Origin of the sequence: Mycobacterium sherrisii (assembly GCF_002102355.1) — a bacterium.
Classification (GTDB): Bacteria; Actinomycetota; Actinomycetes; order Mycobacteriales; family Mycobacteriaceae; genus Mycobacterium; species Mycobacterium sherrisii.
The window spans coordinates 120,704-143,674 of record NZ_LQPT01000023.1 but is presented as its reverse complement, the minus strand read 5'-3'; the positions used below and the strand labels follow the sequence as shown (position 1 = coordinate 143,674).

General features: G+C 68.6%; 21 protein-coding genes and 1 pseudogene. 10 read left to right on the top strand and 12 right to left on the bottom strand.

Annotated elements, in window-relative coordinates:
* Positions 1-39: 39 nt before the first annotated feature.
* Positions 40-668, bottom strand: a pseudogene (locus AWC25_RS04535) (DUF899 domain-containing protein).
* Positions 669-700: 32 nt separating this feature from the next.
* The gene (locus tag AWC25_RS04530; RefSeq protein ID WP_085166414.1) at positions 701-1,468 is read right to left on the bottom strand and encodes an SDR family oxidoreductase; all 768 of its coding nucleotides are present in this window, start codon (positions 1,466-1,468) and stop codon (positions 701-703) included.
* Between the two features lie 158 nt (positions 1,469-1,626).
* Here AWC25_RS04530 and AWC25_RS04525 point away from each other — a divergent pair, with 158 nt between their 5' ends.
* Both AWC25_RS04525 and AWC25_RS04520 read left to right on the top strand, forming a co-directional pair.
* Positions 1,627-2,583, top strand: coding sequence for a sigma-70 family RNA polymerase sigma factor (locus AWC25_RS04525; protein ID WP_069399428.1), 957 nt, complete (start codon positions 1,627-1,629; stop codon positions 2,581-2,583).
* A 159-nt stretch (positions 2,584-2,742) separates the two neighbouring features.
* Positions 2,743-7,596 carry a cation-translocating P-type ATPase gene (locus AWC25_RS04520; RefSeq protein ID WP_069399427.1) on the top strand — a complete coding sequence of 1,618 codons (4,854 nt, stop codon included), beginning with the start codon at positions 2,743-2,745 and terminating at the stop codon, positions 7,594-7,596.
* Here AWC25_RS04520 and AWC25_RS04515 read toward each other — a convergent pair.
* From AWC25_RS04515 to mrf, 3 genes are all read right to left on the bottom strand, one after another.
* Positions 7,593-9,155, bottom strand: a complete 1,563-nt coding sequence (locus AWC25_RS04515) for an AMP-binding protein (RefSeq protein WP_069399426.1) — start codon at positions 9,153-9,155, stop codon at positions 7,593-7,595. The two genes, AWC25_RS04520 and AWC25_RS04515, sit on opposite strands and share 4 nt — an antisense overlap.
* A complete protein-coding gene (locus AWC25_RS04510; RefSeq protein WP_069399451.1) occupies positions 9,152-10,042 on the bottom strand; it encodes an SDR family NAD(P)-dependent oxidoreductase in 891 nt (296 codons plus the stop codon). Before AWC25_RS04510 ends, AWC25_RS04515 begins: the two co-directional genes overlap by 4 nt.
* Positions 10,043-10,187: 145 nt before the next feature.
* A complete protein-coding gene (gene mrf / locus AWC25_RS04505) occupies positions 10,188-11,381 on the bottom strand; it encodes a ribosome hibernation factor-recruiting GTPase MRF (protein WP_069399425.1) in 1,194 nt (397 codons plus the stop codon).
* A gap of 119 nt (positions 11,382-11,500) precedes the next feature.
* On the opposite strand from mrf, the gene rpmB reads away from it, so the two are divergent.
* Genes rpmB through rpsR form a run of 4 tightly spaced genes read left to right on the top strand, consistent with a single transcriptional unit; the run spans position 11,501 to position 12,461 of the window.
* Positions 11,501-11,737, top strand: a complete 237-nt coding sequence (gene rpmB, locus AWC25_RS04500; RefSeq protein ID WP_142278688.1) for a 50S ribosomal protein L28 — start codon at positions 11,501-11,503, stop codon at positions 11,735-11,737.
* Positions 11,737-11,901, top strand: a complete 165-nt coding sequence (rpmG, locus tag AWC25_RS04495) for a 50S ribosomal protein L33 (protein WP_069399423.1) — start codon at positions 11,737-11,739, stop codon at positions 11,899-11,901. The genes rpmB and rpmG overlap by 1 nt, the downstream gene beginning before the upstream one ends.
* The gene (gene rpsN, locus AWC25_RS04490) at positions 11,901-12,206 is read left to right on the top strand and encodes a 30S ribosomal protein S14 (protein ID WP_069399422.1); all 306 of its coding nucleotides are present in this window, start codon (positions 11,901-11,903) and stop codon (positions 12,204-12,206) included. Before rpmG ends, rpsN begins: the two co-directional genes overlap by 1 nt.
* Positions 12,207-12,461, top strand: a complete 255-nt coding sequence (gene rpsR, locus AWC25_RS04485; RefSeq protein WP_069399421.1) for a 30S ribosomal protein S18 — start codon at positions 12,207-12,209, stop codon at positions 12,459-12,461.
* On the opposite strand, the gene AWC25_RS04480 is transcribed toward rpsR, so the two are convergent.
* The 4 genes from AWC25_RS04480 to AWC25_RS04465 all read right to left on the bottom strand — a co-directional run bounded on the left by AWC25_RS04480 (position 12,458) and on the right by AWC25_RS04465 (position 16,917).
* Positions 12,458-13,822, bottom strand: coding sequence for an aldehyde dehydrogenase family protein (locus AWC25_RS04480; protein ID WP_069399450.1), 1,365 nt, complete (start codon positions 13,820-13,822; stop codon positions 12,458-12,460). The genes rpsR and AWC25_RS04480 overlap by 4 nt on opposite strands.
* A gap of 34 nt (positions 13,823-13,856) precedes the next feature.
* Positions 13,857-14,951: a phenylacetate--CoA ligase family protein gene (locus tag AWC25_RS04475; protein ID WP_069399420.1), complete on the bottom strand. Its 1,095-nt coding sequence runs from the start codon at positions 14,949-14,951 to the stop codon at positions 13,857-13,859.
* A gap of 116 nt (positions 14,952-15,067) precedes the next feature.
* On the bottom strand, positions 15,068-15,847 hold the full coding sequence (locus AWC25_RS04470) for an SDR family oxidoreductase (protein WP_069399419.1): 780 nt from the start codon (positions 15,845-15,847) through the stop codon (positions 15,068-15,070).
* 116 nt (positions 15,848-15,963) lie between these two features.
* Positions 15,964-16,917 carry an oxygenase MpaB family protein gene (locus AWC25_RS04465; RefSeq protein WP_069399418.1) on the bottom strand — a complete coding sequence of 318 codons (954 nt, stop codon included), beginning with the start codon at positions 16,915-16,917 and terminating at the stop codon, positions 15,964-15,966.
* A 91-nt stretch (positions 16,918-17,008) separates the two neighbouring features.
* Between AWC25_RS04465 and AWC25_RS04460 the strand changes: the two genes are divergently transcribed.
* The 3 genes from AWC25_RS04460 to AWC25_RS04450 all read left to right on the top strand — a co-directional run bounded on the left by AWC25_RS04460 (position 17,009) and on the right by AWC25_RS04450 (position 19,915).
* A complete protein-coding gene (locus tag AWC25_RS04460) occupies positions 17,009-17,644 on the top strand; it encodes a TetR/AcrR family transcriptional regulator (RefSeq protein ID WP_069399417.1) in 636 nt (211 codons plus the stop codon).
* Between the two features lie 31 nt (positions 17,645-17,675).
* On the top strand, positions 17,676-19,043 hold the full coding sequence (locus AWC25_RS04455) for an adenylate/guanylate cyclase domain-containing protein (protein WP_085166413.1): 1,368 nt from the start codon (positions 17,676-17,678) through the stop codon (positions 19,041-19,043).
* Between the two features lie 134 nt (positions 19,044-19,177).
* Positions 19,178-19,915 (top strand): class I SAM-dependent methyltransferase, encoded by a 738-nt coding sequence (locus AWC25_RS04450; RefSeq protein ID WP_085166412.1) that lies wholly within the window; start codon positions 19,178-19,180, stop codon positions 19,913-19,915.
* Positions 19,916-19,919: 4 nt separating this feature from the next.
* Here the strand turns inward: AWC25_RS04450 and AWC25_RS04445 are convergent, their stop codons facing one another.
* Both AWC25_RS04445 and AWC25_RS04440 read right to left on the bottom strand, forming a co-directional pair.
* Positions 19,920-20,396, bottom strand: coding sequence for an SRPBCC family protein (locus AWC25_RS04445; RefSeq protein ID WP_069399414.1), 477 nt, complete (start codon positions 20,394-20,396; stop codon positions 19,920-19,922).
* 70 nt (positions 20,397-20,466) lie between these two features.
* On the bottom strand, positions 20,467-21,159 hold the full coding sequence (locus AWC25_RS04440) for an SDR family oxidoreductase (RefSeq protein ID WP_069399413.1): 693 nt from the start codon (positions 21,157-21,159) through the stop codon (positions 20,467-20,469).
* Positions 21,160-21,244: 85 nt separating this feature from the next.
* Here AWC25_RS04440 and AWC25_RS04435 point away from each other — a divergent pair, with 85 nt between their 5' ends.
* Entirely contained in the window at positions 21,245-21,886 is a 642-nt protein-coding gene (locus AWC25_RS04435) for a CGNR zinc finger domain-containing protein (RefSeq protein ID WP_069399412.1), read from the top strand.
* Here the strand turns inward: AWC25_RS04435 and AWC25_RS04430 are convergent.
* Positions 21,840-22,601, bottom strand: coding sequence for a 5'-methylthioadenosine/adenosylhomocysteine nucleosidase (locus tag AWC25_RS04430; protein ID WP_232326927.1), 762 nt, complete (start codon positions 22,599-22,601; stop codon positions 21,840-21,842). The two genes, AWC25_RS04435 and AWC25_RS04430, sit on opposite strands and share 47 nt — an antisense overlap.
* Between the last annotated feature and the right edge of the window lie 370 nt (positions 22,602-22,971).

The following is a 22,971-nucleotide window of genomic DNA, read 5'->3' as shown; positions in this document are numbered from 1 at the left end:
ACCTCCAATCACTCGGCTACGACACGCCGGTACCGCTGATCAGGTCCGACTCGTACACCACTCTGCTGGACGCAACCCCCAGGACTCCTGCCGGCCCAGCGCCGTCATATCCAGGAAGCTCCAGGTGGTGCCCAGCGCCTCGTCGCCCCGGTTGTTGATGAAGTAAGTCCGAAAGACGCGATCACCGTCGCGGATAAATGCATTGGTGCCGTGCCATTCGTGCACACCGAAATCGACGTCAAAGCTGTCGGTGATGGTGTACCAGGGCATGCGCCAACCCATCCGCGCCTTCAACCGCTCGATGTCGGATTGCGGCGCCCGCGAGGCGAACACCAGCGTCGTGTCACGGGCGTTGAGGTGCGCGAGATGGCCGATGTGGTCGGCGATCATCGAGCAACCGCGGCAGGCGTGGTCGGGCCAGCCGTGGACGTCGGCCCGAAGAACGCGCGGTAGACGATCAATTGCCGACGCCCCTCGAATAGCCCGAGCAGGTTCACCCTGCCGTCCGGACCGTCGAACTCGTAGCGCCGGTCCACCGCCTGCCACGGCATCCGTCGGCGCAGCGCGGCCAGGGCATCGCGGGAGCGGGTCAGCTCCTTTTCTTTCACCATCATTCGCCGATGCTCGGCCTCCCATTGCGCTGCCGACACAATCGGGGGTGTGTTCATGGTGGTGTCCGCCTTCCTGCTCGACGAGCGGATCAGCGTCCGGCCAACGGCGTCAGACCCGACGCGGCGAGCAGGTAAGCATCGTGCCCCCGGATGTCGCCGGTGGCCAGCGCGACCACCACATCGCCGACGTGTTCGGCGGTGAGCGCGGGACCGGTCGATTCGACGAACTTGTCGACGGCGAGGCCTTCCCGCGCGGCGTAAGCCGCGGCCGCCTTCGCACCCAGGTCGGTGACCGGCGTCAGCCGCGGCAGCAGCGACGCGAACGTGATGCCGAGCCTGGCGCGGTTCGACTCGTCGGCGGCGTAGCTGCCGATGAATTTGACGGTCGCTTTCGCGCCCGCGTAACCACCGGACAGTGGCGAGCCGTTGACGGCCGCACCGGTGGACATCAGGATTACCGCACTGCCCGGCGCCAACGGACGCCGCAGCGCACTGCGACTCCAGTGGAACGCCTGCGCGACATCGACACTCCAGTTCGCGCTGAAGCTTTCCCAGCTCTGCTCCTGCACCGGATTCAGCTGCGGGGCCGCCCCGGCGCACAGCACCAGCGTGCGTGGCGCGTATTTCTCGATGAGCTCGGCCGCGGTGGCCGGATCGGCCGCGTCGGCCACCACGGGGATGAACGCGTCGCCCAACTCGGCATGAGCCTCGTCGAGCAAGGCGGCGGTGCGCGCTACACCGACCACCTCGGCGCCGGCTGCCGTCAACGCGACCGCAATGGAGCGGCCGAATCCGCGGCTCGCCCCCGTCACGATCGCGGTCGTGCCGACGAGGCCGTCGGCGTGGGTCTGGGTCATGTCGTACTCGCTTTCTTGGTGAACTCCTCCACCAATTCAGATACGGCGCATCGCCTTGATTCATCGCGCGCGACCGATTAATTTCGCCGTCTGCCCGGCTCAGTACCTAAAGCAGGGTTCCGGGCCAACCGGTCCCGCGTCCGAGATGGAGGACGACCGTGCCGGCTCAGGAAGAATTCATCGAGCAGGCGGCGCCGTTCCGTGCCGAGCTGATCGCGCACTGTTACCGGATGCTCGGCTCGGTGCACGACGCCGAAGACCTGGTGCAGGAGACGTATCTGCGCGGCTGGCGGGGATATCAGGCATTCGAGGAGCGCGCGGCGCTGCGCACCTGGCTGTACCGGATCGCCACCACGGCGTGCCTGCGCGCGTTGGAGCAGCGCGCCCGGCGGGTACCGCCGGCCGGACTGGGCGACAGTACCCTCGACCCGCACGTCGACCTCGATGCCGCCGCGGGCGCCCAGCAATGGCTGGAACCCATCCCCGACACCCACGTGTTCGCGACTCCGGAAGACACCGTCACCGCGCGACTCAGTGTGCGACTGGCCGTGATGACCGCGCTACAGGAGCTACCCGCCCGCCAACGCGCCGTGCTGATTCTGCGTGATGTCGTACAGTTCAGTGCCGCCGAGGTAGCCGAACTTCTCGCAACCACACCCGCCGCGGTCAACAGTTCGCTGCAGCGGGCCCGGGCCCGTCTGGCCGAGATCTCACCCACCGAAGACGACGCCGTCGACCCCGACAGCGCCGAGCGCCGTGACCTGCTCGACCGTTACTGCGCGGCCTTCGAAAACGCCGACATGGCCGCACTCACCGAGTTGTTGCAGGCCGACGTCCGGCTCGAAATGCCGCCGCAACGGGTGTGGTTCACCGGACGCGACACCGTGCTGGAATTCCTTGCCGCACGGGCATTTACGAGGCCCGGCGACATCGTGATGGTGGCGACCGCGGCGAACGCGCAACCCGCCGTTGCCGAGTACCGGCGGGCCGCGGACGGCGTCCTACGGGCGCATTCGGTTCACGTGCTCACCCCGGGCGCCTCGGGCATCGCCGGGATCATCGTGTTCCTGGATCCGACGTTGTTCGCAAGGTTTGATTTGCCGCCCGATCGGTAAGCTTTGGGAGGGACGCGATTACACCCGCCGGTCACACAGCCGATACCCAGCCACCGCAGCAGTGGTGTCATCGCGGGGCCTGCCTTCGGGCGCATATGTAGACAGGTCACCGGCACCCCAGGATTATTAGCGCGGTAGACGTCTTCGAAGGATGACTGAATGAAGATTCCGGGTGTATCCGGCGTGGTCGCCGGTGTCACCGGCGGAGCGGCTCAGCTAGTCAAGGCCGGCGTGTCCACGGCGGCGGGAGCCGCCGGTGCGGTGCAGTTGCTGGCGAGCCCGGTCGTCGAACTGGCGGGTCCCGTGGTGCAGTCGGTCGCCAGCTCCACCGGCCGGGCGCTCGGGATGAACGCGTCTACCGACGGTTCCCCGGAACGCATCAAGCCCCCGGTTCGCTGGCGCAGCGGGCAGCGGGTGCACCTCGATCTGGACCCGCTGTTGCCGTTTGCGCGCTGGTATGAGTATTCGGCGGTCGTCGAGGAGCCGGTTCGCCGAATTCCGGGAGTCGCCGAGGCCCATGTGGAGGGGGCGCTCGGCCGGCTGGTGGTCCAACTTGCCGACGGCGTCGACAACGAGGCCGTGGTGGCGGAAGTGCGGTCGACGGTGGCCGACGTTGCCGCCGATCTGGCGTCCACCAAGTCCGACCTGCCGGCTTCCGCGCCCTTCGCCGACCCCGGCAATCCGCTCGCGATTCTGGTGCCGTTCACCGCGGCCGCCCTCGATGTGGTCGCCGTGACGGCCGCGCTGACCGGCTGGGTGGCCCGGCTGCCCGCGGCACCGCAGACCACCCGGGCGGCGGCCGCGCTGATCAACCACCAACCGCGCATGGTCTCGATCCTGGAATCGCGGCTGGGACGAGTGGGCACCGATGTCGCGCTGGCGGCCGCGACCGCGGCGGCGCATGGGCTGACCCACTCGTTCGGCACCCCGCTGCTCGATATGACGCAGCGGACCCTGCAGATCAGCGAGGCGGCCGCGCACCGCCGCGTCTGGCGCGACCGCGAGCCGCATCTGGCGTCGCCGGAACGTCCGCAGGCGCCGGTGGTCCCGGTCATCTCCTCGGCCGGGGTGAAGTCGCAGATGCCCCGGCACAGCTGGGGAGCCGCGGCGGCAGGCGAGGCATCACACGTCGTGGTCGGCGGCACCATCGACGCCGCGATGGACAAAGAGAAGGGCTCGATGGCCGGGCCGGTGGAAAGCTACGTCGATTCGGCGGCCAACGGTTCGCTGATCGCCGCGGCCAGCGCGCTGGTGGCCGGCGGCGGCACCGAAGACGCCGCCGCCGCGATCGAGGCCGGCGTGCCCCGGGCCGCGCACATCGGCCGGCAGGCTTTCGCGGCGACCCTGGGACGCGGCCTGGCCAACGACGGTCAGCTGGTCCTGGATCCGGGTGCGCTGCGCCGACTGGACCGGGTGAAGGTCGTCGTGATCGACGGGGCCGCGCTGCGCGGTGATCATCGCGCCGTGCTGCGATCGTCCGGGGAGGCGCCGGGTTGGGACGACGACCGGGTCTACGAGGTCGCCGACGCGCTGCTACATGGCGAACAGGCCCCGGACCCTGACCCCGACGAATTGCCTGCCACCGGAGCACATCTGAGCTGGGTTCCCGCACAAGGTCCGTCGGCGACGCCGGCCCAGGGCCTGGAGACCGCCGAACTGATGGTGGACGGCGAACGGGTGGGCCGGGTCGAGGTCGGCTGGGAAGTGGACCCCTACGCGATTCCGTTGCTGCAGACCGCGAACCGAACCGGCGCCCGGGTGGTGCTGCGACACGTCGCCGGCACCGAGGACCTGACGGCGAGCGTCGCCGCGACGCACCCGCCGGGCACGCCGCTGCTCGGTGTGGTGCGGGAGTTGCGGGCCGATCGCGGTCCGGTGCTGCTGATCACCGCGGTGCACCGCGATTTCGCGTCGACGGACACATTGGCTGCGCTTGCCATCGCCGATGTTGGTGTGGCACTTGATGATCCGCGTGCGGCCACGCCCTGGACGGCCGACATCATCACCGGCACCGACCTGGCCGCCGCGGTGCGTATCCTGTCGGCGATTCCGGTCGCGCGCTCGGCGAGCGAATCGGCCGTACACCTGGCTCAGGGCGGCACGACGCTGGCCGGGTTGCTGTTGGTCACCGGCACCGATCAAAAGCAGAACAACAACCCGGTGAGCTTTCGGCGCTGGCTCAACCCCGTCAATGCCGCCGCGGCCACCGCGCTGGTGGCCGGAACGTTCTCGGCCAGCAGGGTATTACGGCTGCCGGACCCCACCCCGCAACCACTGACCGCCTGGCACGCGCTGGATCCGGAGATCGTCTATTCGCGATTGGCCGGCGGCGCCCGGCCGATGGCGGTACAGACCCTGACCCCGTCGTGGCGTCGCCGCCTCGACGATCTCTCCTACAGCCCGCCGTTCGCGGGCCTACGCGGACCGGTGCACGGCTTGGCACGGTTGGCCGCGGCCACCCGCGTCGAACTGGCCGACCCGCTGACCCCCATCCTGGCCGTCGGGGCGGCAGCCTCGGCCATCGTCGGCAGCAACATCGACGCGCTGCTGGTCGGTGGGGTGATGACGGTCAACGCGATAACCGGTGGGGCGCAACGGTTGCGGGCCGAAGCGGCGGCCGCCGAGCTGTTCGCCGAACAGGATCAACTGGTCCGCCGCGTCGTGGTCCCCGCGGTGGCCACCACCCGGCGCCGGCTGGAGGCGGCCCGGCACGCGACCCGCACGGCTACCGTGTCCGCCAAGTCACTGCGGCCCGGCGACGTCATCGATCTGGCCGCTCCGGAGGTGGTGCCGGCCGACGCGCGTCTGCTGATCGCCGAAGACCTCGAGGTCGACGAGTCGTTGCTGACCGGGGAGTCGCTGCCGGTGGACAAGCAGGTGGAGCCGGTCGCGGTCAACGATCCGGAACGGGCGAGCATGCTGTTCGAGGGAAGCACCATCGTCGCGGGGCACGCACGCGCGATCGTCGTGGCCACGGGGGTGAATACCGCGGCGCACCGGGCGATTTCGGCCGTCGCTGACGTCGAGACGTCGGCCGGTGTGCAGGCGCGACTGCGTGAGCTCACCAGCAAGGTGTTGCCGCTGACCCTGACCGGCGGCGCGGCGGTCACCGCGCTGGCGTTGCTGCGACGCTCACCGCTGCGGCAAGCGGTCGCCGACGGTGTCGCGATCGCGGTTGCCGCGGTGCCGGAGGGCCTGCCGCTGGTGGCCACCCTGTCCCAGTTGGCCGCCGCGCAGCGGCTGACGGCGCGCGGCGCGCTGGTCCGCTCGCCGCGCACCATCGAGGCGCTGGGCCGCGTCGACACGGTATGTTTCGACAAGACCGGCACCTTGACCGAAAATCGGCTGCGGGTGCTCTGCGCCGTGCCGCACGACGCCCGCCCGGGCGATCCCTTCCCGGAAACCGAGGACCCGCGGTCGGCGGCCGTGCTGCGGGCGGCGGCGTGGGCGTCGTCGCAGCCCCAAGACGGACAAGGCCACGCACACGCCACCGACGAGGCCATCATCACCGCTGCGAGTTTCCTGCTGACCAAGAACAATTCGGGCTGGCAGTTGCTCGCCGAGGTTCCGTTCGAATCCAGCCGCGGGTACGCCGCCGCGATCGGCACCCTCGGCTCGGACCCGGACACGCCCGTGCTGATGCTCAAGGGCGCCCCGGAGGTCGTGCTGCCGCGCTGCCGGTTCAACGATCCGGCCGCCGACCGCGCGCACGCCGAGTCGGTGGTACGCGGACTCGCCGAACGGGGCTTGCGGGTGCTGGCGGTGGCGCGCCGCCCGTGGCCGAACGGGACCACCCACGACACCGACACCGACGCCGACGCCGTCGACGCCACCGCCCAGGACCTCGAACTGCTGGGGTATGTCGGCTTGGCGGACACCGCCCGGGCCTCGTCGCGCCCGCTGATCGAGGCGCTGGAGGCGGCCGGTCGCGACGTCGTGCTGATCACCGGAGACCACCCGATCACCGCGCGGGCGATCGCCCGTCAGCTGGGCTTGCCGGCGGATGCGCGGGTGGTCACCGGGACCGAACTGGCCGGCCTCGATGAGGACGCCTGCGCCAAGATGGTCGCCGACGTGCAGGTTTTCGCCCGGGTCAGCCCGGAGCAGAAGGTGCAGATCGTCGCGGCGCTGCAGCGCTGCGGCCGGGTGACGGCGATGGTCGGCGACGGCGCCAACGACGCCGCGGCGATCCGGATGGCCGACGTCGGCATCGGGGTCAGCGGCCGCGGATCGTCGGCGGCCCGCGGTGCGGCCGACATCGTCTTGACCGACCGCGATTTGAGCGTGCTGCTCGACGCGCTGGTGGAGGGCCGCGGCATGTGGGCCGGGGTTCGCGACGCCGTCACGATCCTGGTCGGCGGCAACGTCGGCGAGGTGCTGTTCACCATCATCGGGACCGCGTTCGGTCAGGGCCGCGCACCGGTGGGCACCCGGCAGCTGCTGCTGGTGAACCTGCTCACCGACATGTTCCCGGCGCTGGCGGTCGCCGTCACGTCGCAATACGCCGAGCCCGACGCCGCGGAGTACGAGAGCGAGGAGGCGGCCGAAAGTGCGCGCGCCGCACACCGTCTGGCCGTGCTGACCGGGGCGCGGCCGTCGCTCGACGCACCCCTGATGCGTCAGATCATCACCCGCGGTGTGGTCACCGCGGCGGGTGCCACGGCGGCCTGGGGCATCGGCCGTTACACGCCGGGCAGCGAACGCCGTACGGCGACAATGGGATTGGCCGCGCTGGTGACGACGCAGTTGGCGCAGACGCTGCTGACCCGCCAGCACAGCCCGCTGGTGGTGGCGACCGCGCTGGGCAGCGCGGGCGTCCTGGTCGGCATCATTCAAACCCCGGTGGTCAGCCAGTTCTTCGGCTGCACACCGCTGGGCCCGGTCGCCTGGTCCGGGGTGGTCGGAGCGACGGCGGGCGCCACCGCGATCTCCTGGCTGGCGCCGAACTGGCTGAACAAGACGATCGGGGTCATCCAGCCGATCGACGAGTCCGAGGAGGACCCGGACGTCTAGCTCGACAGTTCGCGGCGGATGACCTTGCCGGCCGGATTGCGCGGGATGCTGTCGACCAGGTGGATGTCGCGGGGCTGTTCGAAACGGGCAACCTTGCCCTTCAGGAACTCTCGCAGCGCCGTCACATCGACTTCGCGCCGATGGCGCGGGACGACGAACGCGGCCAGCCGCCGGCCGAACTGTTCGTCGGGCACCGAAACGACCGCGGTTTCGGCGATGTCGGGGTGCTCGGCGAGCGCGTTTTCCAACGCCCGCGGGTACACATTCTCACCGCCGGACACGATCATGTCGTCCTCGCGGCCGACGATGTAGAGCCGGCCCGCGTTGTCCAGATAGCCCATGTCGCCGGTGCTGGTGTGGCCGTCGATGACGTGCTTGGCGCCGCCGCCGGTGTAGCCGTCGGAGCTCAGTTCGCCGCCGACGAAGATACGGCCGGTCACCCGGGGTCCTACGGGCCGGCCGCTGCGGTCATAAATGCGCACCGGGCAGCCTGCGACCGGCCTGCCCACGGTCTCCGGGGCGGCCCGCAGCTCGGCCGGCGTCGCCAGCGCACCGATCCCGACTTCCGTTGAACCATAAAGGTTGTAGAGGACGTCGCCGTATTCGTCCATGAACCGGCGCGCCAGGCTCGGGTCGAGCCGATCGCCACTGGAGATCACGACCTTCAGTGATCCCAGCGGGTTTCGTATCCGGACGCGCTGCGGCAGGTCCAGGATGCGCGCCAGCATGATCGGCACCACGCTCATCGCGTCGGCGCGCTGCAGCGAGGCCTGGGCCAGCGTCTGTTCGGCGTCGAAGCGGCGACGGGTCAGCATGGTGGCACCCAGGCTGACCGACAGTGTCATGATGCCGAAGCCGAGGCCATGAAACATTGGTGTTGCCAACGTAATTCGCGCACCAGTGCGCAGGCGGGTGCGTTCTAGGATCGTCACCCCGGCCCCCAGCCCGGAGCTGATCCGAGGGGTGCGCGGCGCGCCTTTGGGGATGCCGGTGGTGCCGGACGTGAGCAGTACGATGCGGCCCGACGGTGCGACCTTGGGCCGTGACGCGCCCGCAACCGGATGGCCATCGGCGAGGTCGAGCACGTGAATCGACGGCAGCGCATCGCGGACCTGTCCGGCAAACTCGTTGTCGCACAATATCGTTGTCACCTGGTGCGCGCTGAGCGCGCCCGCCAGGGCGTCGCTGCGGAACTCCGTGTTCACCAGCACCAGATCGGCGCCGACCAGGGCGGTGGCAAAGACGGCAACCACGAAGTCGCGGCCGTTTCGGCACATGACGCCGACCGCTTCGCCCGGTCCGACGCCGGCGTCGACGAGTCGGCGAGCCAGCGATTCGGTCGTGACTCGCAGCTCGCGGTAGCTCAGCGCCCCGTCATCGTCGATGATCGCCGTGCGTTGCGGCCAGCGGGTCGCGGCGATTGCCAGCAGCGTGTAAAGGTTTGTGCCGCCGCGATTCACCTCGCGGACCACCCGCAGCGCCGCGAGCGGCGGGGGGACGCTCAGCAGCCGCGACGACACCAGCGCGCGGGCGGCCGTGGCGGCCACACCGTCGCTCATCGGTCGTCCTTGCGCGGTGTGCGGTCGGCAAAGAACCGCCGGTGCCACAGCCGGGCCGCCCGCTCGGCCGGTCCGGCCAACAGCACCGAGGCCACCTCGGCCGGGAACACCCACGGCGGTTCCAGCGTCCGCGGACGCTCGATGACCGCCTTGGCGATGACATCGGCGGCCTCGTCGGCGGACAACCCGGGCAGCCGGCCCAACACCGGCGTCGGGGCGATCATCCGGGTCCGGACCAGCGCGAAGTAGACCGAGGTGACCTCGACGGCGTCGGCGTGCAGTTCGGGGGCCACGCTGCGCAGCCAGCGGTCGAACGCGCCCTTGGACGCCTGGTAGGCGCCCCACTGCGGGCCGGGCACCACCCGCACGCCGACGCTGGAGACGTTCACGATATGGCCGCCGCCGTGTTCCCGCATGGTCGGCAGCACTCCCAGCAGCAGCCAGATCGGGCCCAGATAGTTGATGTCGATGGTGCGCTGGAAGTCGTGCGGGCGGTCGTATTGCTGATGCAGCGAGCGGCGCAGCGATTTGCCGGCGTTGCTGACCACGATGTCCAGCGGTCCGTGGTTTTCGGTGATCTGCTTGGTCAGCACGTGCACGGCGGCCTCGTCGCTGAGGTCGGTGGGGTACGCGACGCCCCGGCCGCCGCCGGCATTGATCGCCGCGGCGAGGTCGTCGAGCCGTTCCGCCGACCGGGCAACAATTAGAACCGTGGCGCCGGCCGCGGCAAACCGACGCGCCGTCGCCTCACCGATCCCGTAGGACGCGCCGGTGACCAGCACCGTTTTGCCGGCGACCGCGGCGCGAAGCTTGTCGGGGTCCGACAGCCGCGCCGGATTGGCCAATCGGTCGGTCGCCCTTGTCAAGGCCTGACCTATCAAGTTCACCTTCACACCGCTTCACCGAGATGGCGGGCCGAGTCGTGGTGTAACGCTGTTGTCTTAACGTCCGTGACTCGTAACCTACAGCTACCAGACGGCACGCACAGTCGGAACCACCGGTTCCGGCGCAGCGGTGTGGTGCGGCGTCAATTCAGGATTCGCGGCGCTCCGCCTCGGATGCGGCTTCTTCTGCGGCGCTGGTGATTTCATCGCACGGGTCTTGGTGCCAGTCGCCGAAGGGATCTCGATATTCGCGCCAGTCCTGCGGTGCCGCCATTTCCGCGTCGGTGAGCAGTGCCCCGTGCAGCGCGTCGAGGATGTCGGGCGGCTCGGCACCGCAGACCAGCACCGTCATGGCCGTGTGCCGGTCGCCGAACCGATATTCCCACTGCAACTCGGCGAACAGCCTGCGTTCCGGGTCGACATTGGCCACTTCCCGATCGGTCATGGCCGCCAGCCACTTTCCCGCGCTGGACACCCGCAGCCCGCCGCCGGCCGATTCCAGCCACATGACCTGGTCGGGTCGGCTGGCCAGCCAGAGCCGGCCACGGCTGCGCACTACACCGGTCAGCAGCAGATCGACCGCGGCGTGCAGGCGTTCCGGGTGGAACGGCCGGCGAGCGTTGAACTCGACGATGCGCACCGCCCCGTCCGCGGTGAGCGGCGGCAGGCCGGCCAGCAGCCAGCCGTGCGGGTGATCACTGCGCCCGCGCCGGGAGTTGTCGTCGAGGTTGGCCAGGGCCACGTCGACCCGGTCCGGCCCCACCGTGATCCGTGACCGCGGGGCGAGCCGGCGCAGCACGGCCAGCGTCACCGGGTCGGGGCGGGTCAGCACCAACAGGTCGGCGAACTCCGCCTGGCCGACCACGACCTGGGCCATGGTGCGACCGTCCGACAACACCGCGTCGCCGAGCGCGCGAGGCAGCCAGGTTCGGGTGTCGATGCACGTCAGCACGCCCGCGATCATCACGTCCAGCGCGGCTGGGCCCTCCGGGTAGCCGGGACCGACGGTCACCCGCACGTGGTTGATCGCGACGCAGATGGGTTCGGGCTCGAGCCACTGCGCCAGGTGCACGACAATGCGCTGCACCCCGTCGCGATGCGCCAACTTGCGCAGCAGCACCAGCAGGTCGTTGCGCACGGTGCAGGACACGCAGCCGTGCGCCAGCTCCAAGGCGGTCTCGGCGGTGCTCAGCTCGCCGTGGCGCAGCATGCTCGTTGCCCGCCGCACCACGTGGCCGTCGAACCGGTGCTCGACGACCACGGTTCCGGGTTTGCCCAGCAGCCCGCCCGCCACCCGGTCCGCGTCGCCCTGCCCCGCTATCAACACCACCGGCGTCCGCATCCCGACTCCTTATTGCAAACGATTTTCATCAACGCCGATGTCACGGTACAGTGCCGGACAGGCATTGTCGAAAATGATTTTCAATAACTGCGCCGCTGGCGCGGGGGAGAGGAGCCGTCGTGCCCATGCGCTGTCAGGTGACCGGTCGCACCGTCGGGTTCGGTAATTCGGTGTCGCACTCGCATCGCAGAACCCCGCGGCGGTGGTCGCCGAACATTCAGACCAAGACCTACTTCCTGCCCTCGGAGGGCCGGCGCATCACGTTGCGGTTGAGCACCAAGGGCATCAAGGTCGTCGATCGCGACGGCATCGAGGCCGTCGTCGCCCGGTTGCGCCGGGAAGGACAGCGCATCTGATGGCGCGCAACATGATTCGTCCCCTGGTCAAGCTGCGGTCCACCGCCGGCACCGGCTACACCTACATCACCCGCAAAAACCGGCGCAACGACCCCGACCGGCTGACGCTGCGCAAGTACGACCCGGTCGTGCGCCGCCACGTCGAGTTCCGGGAAGAGCGCTGATGGCCAAGAAGTCCAAGATCGTCAAGAACGACAAGCGCCGCGAGATCGTCGCACGCTACGCCGAACGGCGGGCCGGTCTCAAAGAGATCATTCGATCGCCGCAGAGCACACCCGAGCAGCGACTGGCCGCGCAGCAAGCACTGGCCCGCCAGCCCCGCGACGCCAGCGCGGTGCGGATCCGCAACCGCGACGCGATCGATGGCCGCCCGCGCGGGCAGCTGCGCAAGTTTGGGCTGTCGCGGGTGCGGATGCGCGAACTGGCCCATCGCGGGGAACTGCCCGGTATCCGGAAAGCGAGTTGGTGAATGGCCGGCAAAGTCAGGCGGCCGAACAAGCCGGTGTCGGGAGAGAAGCGCAAGAATCTGCTCGCCAGCCTCGGCCTGAAGACCGTCGATTACAAGGACACCAACACGTTGCGGGTGTTCATCTCCGACCGCGGCAAGATTCGGTCGCGACGCGTCACCGGCCTGACGGTCCAGCAGCAACGGCAGGTAGCCACCGCGATCAAGAACGCTCGCGAGGTGGCGCTGTTGCCCTATCCCGCGACCACCCGCAGCTAGTCCCGCACGAATCCCTTGTTGCGCATCAGGAAATCCGCCAGGAATCCGTCGTGCGGAATGCCCGGCGCGCTGTAGGGCGTCGGCCGGTTGCCGCGATAGACATTGCTCACCGTCGGTTCGCCCAGTAAGGCGTCGACCAGGCCGTCGTCATCGGTGATCACGGTGATTACCAACGACTTTCGCAGTGGTTCCAGGCCGTCGTCGCGCGACCACGGCGCGATCCACACGCAGGGGAACGGTAGTTCGACGTTGAGCTTGTCGGCGTCGGGTTCGCTCAGCAGATGCACGGCGGGGCGCAGGGCGGCGCAGCCGTCTCCCACCGCGGCGACGACCTGGTCGGCGCCCAGCAGCGCAGTCGCGCCGGCGGCCTTGACCGCCAGGTGGTCCGCGAGCGCCCGCGCCGTGGCGACCGGCTGCGTGGGCAACACCGCGCGCTCGTCCTCGGTGGGCATCGGCTCGATCGCCGACAGCCGTTCGGCGACAGCCGCGGCGAGTGGGGCCGGATCGCCCTCGTACAACACCGCGGTGGCGTTGACGCAGGCCATTCCGCCCAGGTTTGCGATCGAGTCGACGATCAGGTCGAGGTAGTCGCGCCAGTCGTGGCTCGCGGTGATCAGGATCTTCGCCCGGCCCGGGCCGTTCACCCACACCCTCGGGTCATCGGCGTATTTGTCCACGACGTCCTGGCCGCCGTACACCAGGGCAAGGTCGGCGGCGCGGACGATCTCGTCGGCCGCCCGGTGATCGGTCGGCAAAAAGGTGACGTCTTCGCCGCGAAACCCGGCCTGGCGCAACGCGTTCACGAGCCGGTGCCCGGTCAGGGGTTCACGCCGGGAGGGTCGCACCGCGACCCGGTAGCCCAAGGCGAGCGCTTGCGGCCACGTGCCGTGCACCCCCGCGCCGTTTCCGGCAGCGAGCACGGCAAAGACCTCGCCGCGCCGGGTCCACACCGCGGCGCCGGCGCGGGTGCGTTCGTCGCGCCAGTCACCGGCCGCGCCGACCGGTCGGGCGGGCCGCACTGCGTCGACCGCATCCGCCACCGCGTCGCCGACGCCATGTGCGGCGGCACGGGTGACCGCGATCGGGACACCCGAAATCCGGCTGGCCAGCGCGACGTACGCGGCGAAGTCCATGCCCCCGATGACGCCGGTCCGAAAGATCCGGGCCGCTTCGGCCAGCGCGTCTTCGCGCGGGACAGCGGGCAGCGGCACCGCCTTGCGCTGGGCATTGATGGTGCGTGTCACGTACAGCGGCGGCACCAGGCTCAACTCGGCGATCGGCGTGCCCGCCGTGGTGGCGATCACCTGCCGGTTACGGGTCCGATACTCGCCGTCGGGTCCGAGCGCGTCGATGCCCACCAATTCCGCGGTCGCGCTTCGGGTTTCGCCGCTCACGTCAGTACACGCCCTCGATCACGGCCGCACCCTCGAAGGTAAGGACGGGCCGCACAGCGCTGACCGAATCGCTGAGCGGGCCGGCCGGACCGGGCATTCGGATCGCCATGTCGCGCTCCAGATTGTTCGGCAGGAACATGCCCTTGCTGATGTGGTTCATCACAACCTGACCGAGTTGACCGTAGGGCACCTGCTCGCCGGTATCCGGATCGATGACCCAGAACACGACGTAGGGCGTCCGCGGGTCGAACACGAAGGCGTCACCGTCGATTCGGGTGATTGCCTGCGAGAGAATCATCGTGCTGCCGAAGGCCATCGTGATCGTCGTGTCCGGGAAGATGCCGCGCAGCAGGTCCAGCGTGTCGGCGTCCACGTGCGCGCCGCTGAGCAACAGGTAACGAATCTTGGCGTTCACCAGGTCCACCAAGTCGTCGTTGCGGGCCATGGCTTCCAGCAACGGCGGCGTGGCGTGCAGGTTGGCGACGTTCTGCGTCTGCAGCACGTAAGTGGCCTGCTCGAGAACATGGTCGACGTAGGCCGCGACATTTTGCGCCGCGGCATGCTGCGCCGCGATCTTCTTCACCCAGCGCGGATCGATGTCGATCGCGTGAAACGCCGAGCCCAGGCGTTCGGAGACCAGCCGCGAAAAGTAACCCACGCCGTGCGGCCCGCTCGGCATCAGGCACAAAAAGCCCTGACCACGCCGGAAGCCGCCGGCGGCGAAGTCCTCGGTCTGCCAGTCGATGACCTGGGCGACCCAATCGGGAAGCTGCGCGGTGCGTTTCGGCGCGCCGGTGGTGCCACCGGACTCGAATATCTGCGGCACCGGCGGCGGCGAACCGTACCCCCGCGGAATCAGGTCCTCGATCGGTACGTTGCGCAGCTCGGTCAGCAGATTGGGGAATCGCCGCAGATCCTCGTATGTGGTGACGTCGGTCAACGGCTCGAAGTCCAGCGTCTCGGCGGCTCGCAACCAAAAGGCCGAGCCGGTGTCCTGGCCGAAGTGCCAGGCGATCGCGGCACGCAGGTAAGCGTCGGGGTCGTCGATCGGTTCGGATCTCGGGACGTCCAACAGTGAAAAGTCGACACCGGCCATGGCTTCGATCCTGTCGGATGCCACCGCCGTTGGCTACGGCGGCTCGGGTTCGGCCAGGCATACAGCGATTGAACGTCTGTCCATACGGCGGCGAATTCCGCGTGGCCGCAAGGTTTTCAGCCCTTATCGCTTTCGCGGCGGAACCACGACGTTATCGCCTCGTTGAATACGGGATAGATGTCGTCGTAGGTGCCGTCGCGTTCGGCGTACCGGAAAGCCTTGGCGCGCTCCACCACGATCTCGTCGGCCTGGGGCTGCGCCTGCAACAGGGACATCGTCTCGGCGATGAACTCGTCCACCGGCATCCCGCTGGGGTCGAATCCCCGTTCGCCCTGCAGTGCGGTCTGCACCTGCGGGGGGATGATCTCGATGACGTCGACGGGTGTTCCGCGTAGCTGGAAGCGCAGCGATTGGGTGTAGGAGTGCAGCGCCGCCTTGGCGGCGCAGTAGGTCGGTGTCAGCGCGCTGGGCATGAAGGCCAGGCCGGACGTCACGTTGATGATTGCCGCGCGCGGCTTGCGCAGCAGCCCCGGAAGTAGGGCCGAAATCAGCCGGATCGGGCCCACCAGGTTGATCGCGATGCTCTGCTCGGCCAGCCCGATGTTGGTGGCGGTCAGGTCTTCGACTCGCTGTATCCCGGCGTTGTTGACCACCACGTTGAGGTCGGGATGACGGTCGGTCAGTTCGACGACGAAGCGCCGGACGTCCGCGGCGTCGGCCTGATCCAGCGGCATGCACTCGATTCCGGGGTTGGCCGACACGACGGCCTGCAGGGCGTCGCGGCGGCGGCCGGCGATCACCACCTTGTTGCCGAACTGGTGCAATGACTCGGCCAGACCGCGTCCGATACCGGTTCCGCCGCCGGTGACCAGCACGGTATTACCCGTCATCTGCATCGCGGTACTCCTCACGCTTGGGGCCGACGTAGCGGGATGCCCCGGTATGGCGCGGGGTAACCACCAGTCTCCGTCAGGACCGCGATGACGTCCCGAAAACCTCGGCAACTGCTCGGTTAGGCCGCTCGATTGTGCAGCCGGCGGGGGTCGACGCCCGCGCGGCGCCACGCCGTCACCGCCCACGGCGCGTAAAGCAGCGGCAGCGGCAGCCGGTTGATCAACGGGTTCAACGCGCGCATAACGGCCGCGAAACGCTGAAACCGTCTCTCTTTCTTGGCATTCCAGTGCAGCTGACACACCTCGCGCATCTGTGGCGGCATGGTGCCGACCAGTACCAGGCGGGTGTAGGCGTTCAGCGGGGCGGCCAGCACCGCCCAGATCGGCTTGGGTATCCGGCGCGGCGCCGGGATGCCCTTGCGGATGTAGCCGGTTCCGTACAGGACCGTCTTGTGCGGCACGAACCGTTCGAGCATCTGATCCCAGTAGGAGAGGAACTCGGTGTAGGTCTGTGGCTGACCGCGGTCGCTGACGCCGTAGAGGCGGTACCAGACCTTGCCTTCCTCGAAGATCTGTTCCTTCTCCGCATCCGAGAGGCGGCGGATGAACGTGTCGGTGTTGTAGATGACCTGATCGACGAAAGTCGCGTGCGCCCAATAGAACAACTCGGGATTCAACGCGTGATACCGGGAGCCGTCGCTGATCGTCCCCTTGATCGGCTTGTGGAAGTCACGCACCTTGCGGCCCCACTCGTGCGGGTCGTCGGAGTAAACCGTCTTCATCAGCGGCGGCGCCGTCCGTTTGGCGCGACCCAGGGTGTCGCTGAAAACCACCGAGTGATCGAACACGCCCTGGGCGAGTTGCTCAATGCAGTTCTCCACACCGGCCACGCGCTGAAACCCGAAGAACTGAGTGCGGTGATCGCCGTAAAACTTCCAGATCAGGGAGTCGGGGCCCAGTCGGGCGTGGGCGTCAACCGGCTCGTCGAGCACCACGGGCACGGCTTCCCGAACGCGGGAATCGAACAGCGCACCGGCGTTCGGGCCGGCCAGCCGGTCCTGCTGGGCAGTCACGGCCCACCTCCCCTGAACCACTGACACAAAAATGTATCTTTGTTCCACGCTAACATTTGGGCGTTCGCCATCGCACTGGGGGTCGGTAGTCATGCGTAGCCGCAGCTCGGCCGGCCAGGTCGGTCAAGTCGAAGACGGCACCGACGTGGAGCGAACCATTCTCGACACCGCGCGGACGGTGTTCGAGACCTACGGCGTGCGCCGCGCGAACATCGAGGACGTCGCCGTGCAAGCCGGCGTCAGCCGCAGCACCGTCTACCGCCGCTTCCCCACCAAAGACGATCTGGTCGAACGGGTGGTGCGGCGCGAAGCCGAGCTGTTTTTCGCCACCCTGGACCGGGCCACCGCGGGCTGTGGCCCGCGGCAGGCAGTGATCGAGGCGTTCACCCTGGGCGTTCGGCTGGTCCAGGATTCGCCGCTGTATTCGCGCATCGTGCAGAGCGAACCCGAGTTGTTCGGTCTGTTCTCCCGCTCGCATGTCTTCCCCATCGGCCAATTCGCCGACGGGATCGCCCGCACCCTGCGCCGGTGCGGAGCCGAGATTGCCGAGCCCGACCTCGCCAACATCGCCGACGTGCTGCTGCGTGTCGCGCTGGGCATCATCGTCTTCCCCACCGACCGCCTGGACATCGCCGACGACGCGGCCGTCCGCGGCTACGCCGCGCGCTACCTGGTACCGCTCCTGGACAACACCGCTCCTGGACAACGTGGTGTAGCTGTCCCATAGACGTGTCGCGCCACTGCACTAACCTGGACGAGTGGCGCCGGTTCCACGGCTGCGGTACGCCAGCTGCGGTGGGATAGACATCGCCTACCAGGTTTTTGGCGATGGGCCGATCGACCTGTTGGTGTTGCCGGGCCCCCTCATACCGATCGACTGCGTCGACAGCGAGCCGTCGATGTACCGCTTCCATCGTCGGCTGGCGTCCTTTGTCCGGGTGATCCGGTTCGACCAGCGCGGCATCGGCTTGTCGTCGCGGGTGCCCTCGCTGGACGTGATCGGGCCGAACTTCTGGGCGCAAGACGCGCTTGCCGTGATGGACGCGGTCGGATGTGAACGGGCGACGATCTTCGCGCCCGGCTTCACGTCGTTGACCGGCCTCGTCCTGGCCGCCGACTTCCCCGAGCGGGTGAACAACCTGGTGATCTTCAACGGCGCGGCACGCACGCTGCGCGGGCCGGACTACCCGATCGGCAGCGACGAAAGCGCCTCCGAGGCCTACACGACCGTCGGAATGGAACCGGACGCCGTCGAGCAGGGCTTCGACATGCTGGCCATCATCGCGCCGTCCGTCGCTTCCGACGGCGTGTTCCGCGCCTGGTGGGACCACGCCGGCAACCGCGCCGCCTCGCCCAGCATGGCGCGCGTGTTCATCACCAGGCTCCGGCAGTCCGACGTGCGCGAGACGCTGCCTCGCGTCAGCGCGCCGACACTGATCCTGCACCGCGACAACCCCGAGTTCAGTCCGGTCGAGCACGGCCGGTACCTGGCCGAGCACATCGCCGGATCGCGCCTGATCGAGCTGCCGGGAAAGGACGCCCTGTACTGGGTGGGCGATACCGCGCCGATGCTCGACGAGATCGAGGAGTTCATCACCGGCGTGCGCGGCGGGGCGGCCGCCGAGCGGCTGCTCACCACCATCGTGTTCACCGACATCGTCGGTTCGACCGAACACGCCGCCCTGCTCGGCGACGACCGGTGGCGCGATCTGCTGGACAACCACGACACGATCGTGCGCCAGGAACTCCAGCGCTTCGCCGGCCGCGAAGTCAACACCGCCGGCGACGGATTCGTCGCCACGTTCACCAGCCCGAGCGCGGCGATCGCGTGCGCCGACGCCATCGTCGACGCGGTTCGGGTGCTGGGCATCGAGGTTCGGGTCGGCATTCACGCGGGCGAGGTCGAGGTGCGCGGCACCGACGTGGCCGGAATGGCCGTGCACATCGGGGCACGCGTTGCCGCGCTGGCCGGTCCCAGCGAGGTGCTCGTCTCCTCGACATTGCGGGACATCGTGACCGGATCGCGGCACCGGTTCACCGACCGCGGCGAGAGCGCGCTCAAAGGGGTACCGGGTATGTGGCGGGTGTACGCCCTGGTGAGCGAGCACTCCGTCGTCAATCGTTAACGAAATCCACACGCTCGGCCTCTCGAGGCGCCCGACGCTCGCGCGTAGGCTGCGCAGCAGGGGGTCGATCTTCTTCACTGCCGCAGCTCCCCTGGATTTTGTTGTACAGCTTGATATTTCAGCAAAGGAGTCGCATGACCGACGTACATGTGTCGCCATCTCCCGCGTTGCGCCGGGCGCTGGATCTGCTCATCGACCCGCCGGCGGAGCCCGATACCAGTAAAGGATACCTCGATCTGCTCGGCGGCAACGCGGACGACGTCCCGAAGAACACCGGCCCGATCCAGGCGGCGTGGGCCTCGCCGATCGGATCGATGCTCTACGACAACGCGCAAGCCTGGTCGCGCCGGCTGTTCAACGCCTTGCAGCACCCCGCCGAGTGGCTGGACATCCCGACCGGCGGAACCGCGCTGGACGTCGGTTCCGGGCCCGGCACGGTGACCGCGTCGCTGGCGCGGGCCGCCGGCGAGGACGGGCTGGCGCTGGGCGTCGACATCTCCGAGGCGATGCTGACCCGCGCAATCCGCAACGAGGCCGGCCCGTACGTCGGCTTCATCCGCGCCGACGCCCAGCGACTTCCATTCCGGGACAACACCGTTGACGCGGTGATCGCCCTGGCGGTCCTACAACTGATTCCGAATCCGGTGACCGCGCTGGCCGAGATGGCACGGGTGCTGCGCCCCGGTGGCCGGCTGGCCATCATGGTTCCGACCGTCGGGCGAGCCGCGCGCCTATGGCAGCTGCTGCCGAACTTCGGCGCGCACGCGTTCGGCGAGGACGAAATCGCCGACGTCCTGGAAGAGCACGGCTTCGTGAGCGTGCGAGTGCACAACCTCGGCACCTTCCAGTGGATCCGGGGTAAGAACGGCTGAGCCCTCAGTCGGTGCGCTGCGCGATCGACGCCAGCTTGTCCATCGACTCGCGCAGCATCTCCGGCGTCGTCGAGCGCGCCTTCGCCAGCCGCGTGGCGTCGGTCAGCGCCGTCCAGTCGTAGGTGTGGGTCACGTTGGTCAGTGTGGCGTTGATGGCGTTGAGCTCCCAGCGCCACAGATGCCCTGGCGGTTTCTTGCCGGGTTCTGCTGGGCGCCAAGCGATCTTGGCGCCTTCGATGAACTCCACCACGTGGTTTTCCCGCACTTGGCCGTTGGTCAGCAACATCTTGAACACGTCACCGACCCCGCGGACGCGCTGCCCCGGCGCAGCCGATTCGAGATTGTCGTTGCCGTCCCAACTCGGTTGTCGGGACGGGTCGGCGATCAATTCGAAGATGCGTTCGGCGCTGGCCGAGATGACACGCGAAGCGCTGACAATACCCTCTGGACCTGCTGGGCCTTGTGGATCCGTTTCCGCCATAGGCCAATCCAAACATGTCCAGCGACCCCGGCGCGTGCCGATCACGAACCCGCCCGGCGCGGTCGCCCGCTCAGCCGGCCCGCAGCAACTCCGCCGGGCCCGCCAGTGCCGTCTTGACGCGGCGACTGGTTTCGTCGGCCAGCACCTCTGCCTGATCATCCCGAATGCCGTCCACGATTTGGCGGGCGACGTCGCGTGGATCGTTCTTCGGCACCGCAAAGGACGCAGTCATGTCGGTGTCGGTGAAGCCCAGATGAACGGCGGTCACCAGCGTGCCCTGCTTCTCGAGCTCGACGCGCAGCGAGTTGGTCAGCGACCAGATGGCCGCCTTCGAGTCGCCGTAGCCGCCGAAGCCGCCGATCCAGGCCAGCACCGAGCTGATGTCGACCAGTGCGCCGCCGCCGTTCTCGGCCAGGATCGGCGCGAAGGCCTGCGCCACTCGCAGGGCGCCGAAGTAATTGGTCTCGAAGACCTCGCGGACCTCGTCCAGGTCGCTGCCGAGCAGTTGGGTGGCCCCGGCAATGCCGGCGTTGTTGACCACGATGGTGGCGTCCGATGCCCGCACGGCGAGCGCCGCAACCGATTCGGTCTGCGTGACGTCGAGCGGCACGCTCACGATGCGAGGGTCGTCGCTGGGCTGCGGTGAGCGAGCGGTGGCGTAAACCTTCGCCGCGCCTCGCCGCAGAAACTCCTCAACGATCGCCTTGCCGAGTCCGCGTTGCCCTCCGGTGACCACCACCGTCGATCCGTTGATGTTGACCATGATGCACTCTCCTTGACGTAGTCAAACCTGCTTTGGTTCTGTCAACGTAGTTGGCGACCATGACATAGTCAAGTAGCATTTGGTTATGTCTGAATGGTTTGCATCACAGCGCTACAAGGCCGCCTCGGCACCCGGTGGACTTGGGCTGGTGCAGGACTTCCTCAACACCGTCGCGGTGCCGCACTATGGCTCCGATCTGCTGGAAGACCTCGCGCCCGCGCAGGAGTGGGCCGACCGTGCCGGCAAGATCTGGTCGGCGCAGCGGGGCGCTCCCGTCGAACCGCCGCGGCTGGCCGAGCAGGATCTGCCGAAACTTCGCGCCTTGCGCGGCACCGTCGCGCGGCTGGTACGCCGGGAAGAGGCTGCCGGGGCCGGCCCCGACTCGGTCGCGGCGTGCTTCGCGGTGTCCGGCACCGGCGAGGTACGCCTGGACCCCGCGGGGAGCGGCTGGCGCTGGCTGGCGTCGGCGATCTGGGGTGAGATCCTGCTCAGCCAACAGGCCGACACCTGGCGGCGCCTCAAGCAATGCCGCAACGACCCCTGTGAGACGACCTTCTACGACCGCTCCAAGAACAACAGCGGGGTCTGGTGCAACGCGAAGACGTGCGGCAACGTGGCCAACCTGCGGGCGTCCCGGGCGCGCCGGCGGCTGCGTGAACGCGCCGTGGACGGCGGTGCGGTCAGCTCAGCTCCTTCAACAGGTGCAGCAACACCCGCGCAGAGTTGATCGCGACCGTCTCGGCGAACAGGTTGAAGTCGACGCCGGAGTCGACGCCGGCCAGGTCGGACAGCGCCCGGATCACCAGCCACGGTATCGCGAAGGCCTCGCACACCTGGGCCAGTGCGCCGCCCTCCATTTCGACGGCCAGGGCGCCGTATTCGTCGTGCCACCGATTGCGGGTGGCTTCGCAATGCAGATACTGATCACCGCTCAAGACCGTCCCGTAGGTGATCCGCGGCGCCACGCCCGTGCCGCCCGCCGCGGGGAGCAGTGCCGGCAGCGTGAACCCCGCCAAGCGGCGCCGGACGCGACCGAGGAGTTCGGGGTCGACCGGGTACCCGAACCGATCGGTCGGGTTGATGAACGGGACGTGCCCGGGCTGGTAGCGACGCAGCCGTCCATCCTCGATGACCCCTGCATCGTGCTGCACCACATGATCGGCGACGACAATGTCGCCGATACCCAACTTCGGGTCCAGTCCGCCGGCAACACCGGTGAAAACTATTGGGCGGCAACCGAATCGGTCAGCGAGCAAGGTCGCCACCAATGCGGAGTTGACCTTGCCCATACCGGCGGCCGCCAGCACCACCCGGTGCGTGCCCAGGTCACCGGCCTCAAAACTGAGCTGCGCAACCCGCTCGTGACGCTCGGTCGACAGCATGCCGCGCAGATAGGCAAGCTCCTGCGGGATCGCGCACACAATGCCGATCGTCACCGAGATTCGCTCGGACGCACCTGGACTCCCCTCGCCGGGCGCGGGCCATCGGTGGCGGCGCCGTCGGCGAGTCTATCGACCCGATCGGGACGTCAGCAGCGCTCCGCGCCCCGGCGCATCACGCGCGGCTCTCCAGCCTGCGCGCGTGACCTGCTCCGCATGACGACCTGCAGCGCGCTACACGCGCGCTCCTTGATGGGGGCCACTACGTCGAGGTTGCCAGAGCCCTGGTTGATCAAAGTCTGCAGTGTCACCACAGTCTCAACCCTCCTCCTATCGACCTAGTCAGCCGACTGTTTCCAATTGCACCCCGGCTGTTTTACAAATGTGCAGCAGCAAAGTTAACGCCGCGCGAACCCGCCTTGTGGCATAGCGC